Source organism: Paenibacillus ihuae (assembly GCF_001368795.1).
GTDB lineage: Bacteria > Bacillota > Bacilli > Paenibacillales > Paenibacillaceae > Paenibacillus_AQ > Paenibacillus_AQ ihuae.
In genome coordinates, this window is sequence record NZ_LN831203.1 from 77369 (window position 1) to 82790 (window position 5422).

At 52.7% G+C, this 5422-nt stretch carries 5 protein-coding genes; all 5 read right to left on the bottom strand.

What is annotated here, in order from left to right; genetic code table 11:
- On the bottom strand, positions 1-347 hold a 347-nt coding region (locus AQR02_RS27185), incomplete at its 3' end, for a TetR family transcriptional regulator (protein ID WP_245237767.1).
- Between the two features lie 108 nt (positions 348-455).
- On the bottom strand, positions 456-1934 hold the full coding sequence (locus tag AQR02_RS27190) for an MFS transporter (protein WP_054943473.1): 1479 nt from the start codon (positions 1932-1934) through the stop codon (positions 456-458).
- Between the two features lie 156 nt (positions 1935-2090).
- Positions 2091-2921, bottom strand: coding sequence for a prohibitin family protein (locus AQR02_RS27195; protein ID WP_054943474.1), 831 nt, complete (start codon positions 2919-2921; stop codon positions 2091-2093).
- Positions 2922-3024: 103 nt separating this feature from the next.
- The gene (locus tag AQR02_RS27200; protein WP_159067854.1) at positions 3025-4962 is read right to left on the bottom strand and encodes a WD40/YVTN/BNR-like repeat-containing protein; all 1938 of its coding nucleotides are present in this window, start codon (positions 4960-4962) and stop codon (positions 3025-3027) included.
- 151 nt (positions 4963-5113) lie between these two features.
- Positions 5114-5422, bottom strand: a 309-nt coding sequence (locus AQR02_RS27205; RefSeq protein ID WP_245237768.1) for an STAS domain-containing protein, incomplete at its 5' end; no start/stop codon positions are given.

The following is a 5422-nucleotide window of genomic DNA, read 5'->3' on the forward strand; positions in this document are numbered from 1 at the left end:
CGGTTCCGATTGCGCATAGTCTCCAGTTCAGCATCCGACAGCTCATTTGTCCCCGAAATGATTGCATTGCGCAAAGCCTGAAGCGGGCTTAGCTCTGCAGGTTGTTTCTCAAAGGAAGCAATAAGAAGGGGATCATAATTATCCTTAATCACAACCTCTTCTTTGGAGGCAAAGTAGCGAAAAAAGGTGCTGGGGGATATTTCAGCAGCTTCGGCGATTTGTTCCACTGTTGTCTCATGATACCCCAGCTCATTAAAGAGCCGAAGGGCATGCATTTGGATTGAAGCCATAGTTTTAGCTTTCTTACGTTCCCGCAGACCCAACTTATGCTTAGTATCCTCAGACACCTCTACCCACTCCCCAAACCGATAAAATACATTCTTTATAGTACTGTATTTCATTTGAATGTTAGTGTCAATTTCAGCAAAGTGTCTTGTTCTACAGCGGTACATTCATTAATTGCGTGTCCTCATAAATCCAAATGCCATTACAATCCCTGCTAATACTACACCTCCGCACACCCATAGCGTAGTCCCCATTGCCTGAACAAAAGAATACTGTACCGTATTCAATAATGCAGACGAGCCTATTTGATGTGCCGCAGATACGCCACCCGAGACACTGTGTGTTGCCAATTCCGCTGCCTGCGCCGAGATTTCGTTTAAATCCAAATGATTGCGGTAGCCTGTACTCAGCACCGAGCCGAGGATGGCAACGCCCATCGTTCCTCCAACTTGCCGGAGGGCCATGAGAAGCGCCGAACCTACACCACTGCTCTTTTCGGTAAGTGCAGACATTCCCTCATCCATGGCCGCAGGAAGTGCAAAGCCGATACCTAACCCGGCAAATGTTAACCAGATTGCTGCAAGGCCATAGCTGCTGTCCAGCCCCGTATTGGCTCCAATCCCTACTCCAGCTCCCAACACCGAGAACCCCATTATAATTGTAATTCTGCTTCCAAAACGTGACTGGAGCTTATCTGCAAATTGAGACCCGATCAAAAGACCGCCTACGAGCGGAAGAATCCGCAGCCCGGCACCCAGTGCATCCACCTCCTTGACCCCCTGAAAATATTGCGGCATTACAAATAACACCCCATACATCGCAAAAGAAACTATAGTTGCCATAATCGTGCCCCAGGTAAAGCTGAGAGAACGGAACAGGGCAGGGTCTACAAACGGGGCACGAGCTTTCCGCTCACAATTGATGAACAGGACAAGCAGAAATATTCCGGCAGTAATGGCTATAATCGGGCCGGCACTCCACCAGCCTTTCTCCCCCACTTCAATAACACCATAAGTAACACTTACCAATCCAAGAATGGACGTCGTCATACCGGTTAGATCCAGTGTCTTGCCTACCTCACCCCGTGATTCCGGAAGAAGTATCGTGACTGCCGTAATTGCAATGAGAACAAGCGGGATGTTTATCAGGAACACAGAGCCCCACCAGAAATTGTCCAGCAGCCAGCCGCCTATAATGGGACCAAGCGGGATTCCGAAGGCATTGGCCGTCATCCAGACCGCAATGGCCTTCGGACGCTCCTGTTCGGAGAACAAGACCGGAATAATGGACATCGACAGCGGGACTAGCAAGGCGGCCCCCAGCCCCAGAAAAACACGTCCGGTGATAAGCTCCCAGGGTAAATCTGCAAAGGCACAGACCAAGGAAGAGATGCCAAACACCAGCAAGCCGGCCGTAAGCATTTTTTTACGTCCCAGCCGGTCTCCAAGCAATCCCGCAGGCAGTAATGCCGCTGCAAAGACCAGATTATACGCATCAGCAAACCATTGAAGTTGACCGTTCGTTGCACTGAGCTCTGTAGCCAATACCGGTAAAGCAAGATTTAGTACCGTCATATCCAACCCGACTGCCAGTATACCGACCGCAAGCGCCCCCAGGACCCACCATCTTTGTTTAAGCTGATTCCCCATCAAATCCTCCACCCTCCAGAAATATTTAACACCAACTAACATTTGAGAGTTTATATCTTTTGATAGTAACTGTCAATATTTAAATTAATTATGGATTTATGACCGTAAAAAAGGACACCCCCTTCGGGATGTCCTTTTTTACATGCACACATTAGATTATTTCTGCGTCAGTGACTCGATATCGATGAATGGTGTCGCCCCGCCTGTTACCGTCGGCAGCACGCCGTTCCATTTCTCCAGCGCTTTCTCCTGAACCTCGATTTGCTTCAGCTGCACCAGCTCCGGTGTAACCTCCTGCTTTTTAAGTCTTAGGGATTCTGCTTCGGCCTGTGCCTGCGCAATCTTCTGTTTGGCCTCAATCTCGATCCGCCGGAGATCGTTCTCTGCCTTGAGCGCCTGCTGCTGGGCAACCTGCTTCGCTTCAATGGACTGGTCGAATGCATCCGAGAATTTGAAGTTCACAATGTTAATGTCATTTACAACGAGGTCGTATTTGGCCAAACGTTTGGTCAAGAGATCGCTGATCTCTCCTGCCACCACATCCCGCCGCGTGATCAGATCCTCTGCCGGATATTTAGCGGTTACTTCTTTGACAATCTCCTGAATCGCCGGATTGATAATCACCGCATCGAAGCTGCCTCCGATGTTGTTCATCAGATTGTATGCTGAATCTTTATTGACCGAATAGTTAACCGCCACATGAGTGGATACGGGCTGCAGGTCCTTGGAGGATGCAGAGGTATCCGTCTCCGCTTTGGTGACCTGGGTGTTGACTTGTATAACACTCTGGAAAAACGGAATTTTCAGATGTATGCCCGGCGATAACATATTATTGTTGAGTTTGCCGAAGGTTTTGTAGAGTCCCACATGTCCGTACTGTACCGTTGCAAAGGAATTGGCGGCAATCAGCACCACTACCAGCACCCCTGCTGCGATGCTGATGATTTTCCCCGGCTTTGCCTGTTTTAATTTTGGATTAACTTCCATGATCGTATCCCCCTAATTGATGCGCATTTTGGAATTGTTATCCTTTTATACGGTGGCATAGCTGCTGCGGTCGCAAAGATTTTATTAAGGAAACTTTAACGGATCATTCGGCCCGGGGCATCGCGGGAATCAACCCTTCCGGAATGAGCTGGTACTCTCTACCTTGACTGTCCCCCATATTCGAAGCGACAACTATTAGGTCGTCTCTGAGCATCACGGAATCCGCGTGCAAAGCATCGTTTAAGTCCGCTACTTCAGCATGTCCGTTATGCCAGCGGTAAATATAGGCGGTCATTGGGGTACCATGCGCGGAGACTGCTTCTGGAGTGCCATCCCGGTCAACATCCGCTTCACGGGTATGTCCGGTGTCCACCCGGAGCACTCCGGCCGGCGTTCCCGCTTCATCTATTGCATAGTAGCTGCTGAGCGATAAATTCGCCCCCAGCCCGCCGGTGATTTTCAGCTTCAATCCTGTGAACAGGGATGACACTTCGGCAGTAATATCCTCCGGCTTGCGGTAATTGTAGGTACCGACGGGCCCTAGGCTGTAATGTCCCTTGGCAGTCCCGATATCGGCATAGACGTAGTCCTCATCCCCCGGTTTGGTGTAGAACGTGAGCTGTACTCCACCGAAATTCTCCAGCCACCGCCCGGAGATTGTCACCGCATCCGGAGGGATTCCTGACCAGGCTTCTGCCGTGGGAATCTCCTTCATTCCCTGCCAATTCAACCGGACCAGTCCTGCCGCCTGTACACCGCCGGGAAGTGAGGATTGTCCGGTCACCACCCCCCGCTCCATATCTATACCCTGGAAGGTAAAGGCCCGCTTCCACTCCCTGCCCCCGTTATCCGTTGTATAGAGCACCGCTGGATCGTCCGGGCTGCCGGTCACAAACCATCCGTGCCGATTGTCTGCCATCGCCAGCTTTGCCGGTATATATCCGGGAAAAGACTGCTCCCCGTCTGTCCAGGTCTTGCCGCCGTCACGGGTCCAGCCCACTGTATTAGCGTTGTCACAAGGGGAGCAGTAACCGCTCATATAGGCTTCCTCACTGCTTAGGACAACGAGCATACCGGGAGCGGCACCGTTATTGGCCGGAATGTCGTTAACCTCATCCACCGCAAACCCCGGAGCCGGTCCTGCCCCCGCTGTCCCGTGGTTCAGTATGGTCCGCCAATGTCTGCCTCCATCTGACGTATGGAACAATGAATACGCCGTCTGGTGCATCCCCGAGTCACCGATACATTCGATCCAGGCATCGTCCGGACCTGTCGAGCGGATCACAGCACCGGTCAGTGAAACCTTCTTGCGCGTCAGTACGGTTCTCCATGTTAAGCCGCCGTCCGTCGTCCGCTGGAAGGCGAAGTCCTTGGGCGAAGCGCTGGAGACCGCCCAGCCGTTCAGGCGGTCATAATAATAAGCATCGCCAACCAGATTCCCGGGGGCAGGGAGACTCTCCCATGTCTGCCCCCCGTCCGTTGTCACGGCAGCACCACTAAACCCGGTGTCCGGCGAAATGAAATGCAGGTCATCCCGGTTTGGGACAGTGCCTGTCAGCGTCCAATGCGCTCCGCTGTCTTGGGTTCGCAGCAGGCTCCCTGTCTCCAGCTCTGCCCAGGCATGCGCGTTGTCCAGGGCGAACAGGCTCAGCACCGTCCCCTGGCCGGTATACTGCACCTGCCAGTCCGCACCGCCGTTACCGGTGCGGGCAATCCAGCCCTTGCCGCCGATCCAGCCGGCGTCCGGGCCGGTCATTCCCAGCGCGCTGATGCTGCGGACCGGGACCCCCGGCTGCGCAGCACTGCCGGCAGCCGGGGTTGCTGCCGCCGCTGTGCCGGACGGAGACGGAGCGGTGCCGGCTACCGCCGCCGCTGCAGGCGGCGAAGCGGCAGGGGGTAATTCGGCGGCCTCCCCGCCGGAACTCCCGCAGCCTGCCGTGACCAGGAGCAGCGGAACCAGCAGTGCTGCCGCGGTTTTTCTCAGGATGACAACAAACATTACTATATGCACCTCTACTTTACCGAAATCTATTGTCTCCATATAGAAAAGTATAAGCAGCTTCAGACAGCCAGAGGTAACGGTATAGACGCCTGCGGGTTAAAATCCTGTTGTATTTACCTGGATATATATTTATTGCATAAAAAAACAGCTCTCTCCTAAGAGAAAGCTGTGAATGGATTTCTTATTGCTGTTACAGGTTACCACCGGACAAAGCAAGCCCGATCCGGTTTACAAGATGCGTACTTTCTTCGTTCAGCCCGGTAACCTCCACCTTTTTGCCGAGTGCCTCATATCTGCTGATTGTCTTGGCAATGGCGCCGGCGGCCGACTGGTCCCATACATGCGAATGGGTAAAGTCGATAATAACCTGTTCAGGATCGCCATCATAATTGAACTCATGGACGAAATGGCTTATCGTACCGAAGAACAGCTGCCCGGAGACCGTATACGTTGCCGTATCTGCGGCGGTGTGAACACTCAGGTGAATCGATGCTATTTT